General features: G+C 71.3%; 1 protein-coding gene and 1 pseudogene. Both read right to left on the bottom strand.

Annotated features, from left to right (window positions below; all coding sequences use genetic code 11):
- Nucleotides 1–441 (bottom strand): annotated as a pseudogene (locus ACWFR1_RS40575) (Acg family FMN-binding oxidoreductase); the annotation flags it as partial.
- A gap of 22 nt (nucleotides 442–463) precedes the next feature.
- A partial coding sequence (locus ACWFR1_RS40570) for a CBS domain-containing protein (protein WP_453561204.1) occupies nucleotides 464–1,024 on the bottom strand: 561 nt, incomplete at its 5' end.

The raw sequence follows: 1,024 nt of genomic DNA, 5'->3' as shown, positions 1-1,024 counted from the left end.
GAACGCCGCGGCGCGGAGCCCGTCGACCACTTCGGAGGGGATCGGCTCCTCGGTGAAGGGGAACCGGCTGGTGTGCCGGAGCGCGAGGGCGGGGTGCAGCGCGTCGAGCGCGGCGTCGCTGTCTTGCGGACGGCCGAGTCGCACGTCGGCCAGATGCCAGGGGTCGGCGGGCGCGGGCAGTGGCTGGACCTCGGCGTGCAGGCCCCTGTGCGCGGCGGCGACCCGCAGGGCGAACAGGGCGGCGCCGCAGCCGAGGTGGAGGGCGCGGTGGTCGGGGTCCTCCACCGGCATGCCGCGCAGCGGATCGCCGTGCAGTTCGATGATGCCCGCGCCCGTCCTGCACACGAACTTCCAGGGCTGTGCGTTGTGCATGGAGGGTGCCGTGACGGCGTCCTCGATCAGTGACGTCACGAGGGGTCGGGTCAGAGCGGTGGTAGACACGGTTCGTCCTGTCAGAGGTGGGTCACCAAGAGATGTCGTGCGGAGTCCGGGTGGTGGATGCGAGGCGGGTGTCGTCCTCGTGGAAGGACAGGCGGTCCACGACGGCGACGACGCCGTCGGCCTTCTCGGCGAGTCCGACGAGCATCAGGGCCTGACTCCGCCGCCGGACGCCGCCCCCCAGTGTCACCACGCCGTCCAGGACGTGCACGTCCACCGCGTCCTCGGGCAGGCCCATGGCATCCGTCAGGACGTCCTCACGGATGCGGCTGCGTATCTCCGCGTCCGGGCGGAGGTAGACACAGAGGAGATCGCGGCGGGTCACGATGCCGACCAGTCGTTCCTCCTCGTCGACCACGGGAAGACGCTCGACTCCGCGGCGCACCATCAGCCGGGCCGCGTCCGCCACCGTCTCCTCGGCGTGCACGGTGACGGCCGGCGTGCTCATCAGGTCCCGCGCGGTCAGCTCGTGGCGGGCCAGGAGGTCGCTCTCGGAGACGACTCCGACGACATGGTCGTCGTCGTCCACGACGGGAACACCGCTGATGTCGTGCTCGGCGAGCAGCTTCGCCACATCCCGGAACGA

This window comes from Streptomyces sp. NPDC055103, from assembly GCF_053607625.1.
The sequence above is the reverse complement of the archived record's forward strand: the minus strand, read 5'-3'. Positions and strand labels throughout refer to the sequence as shown.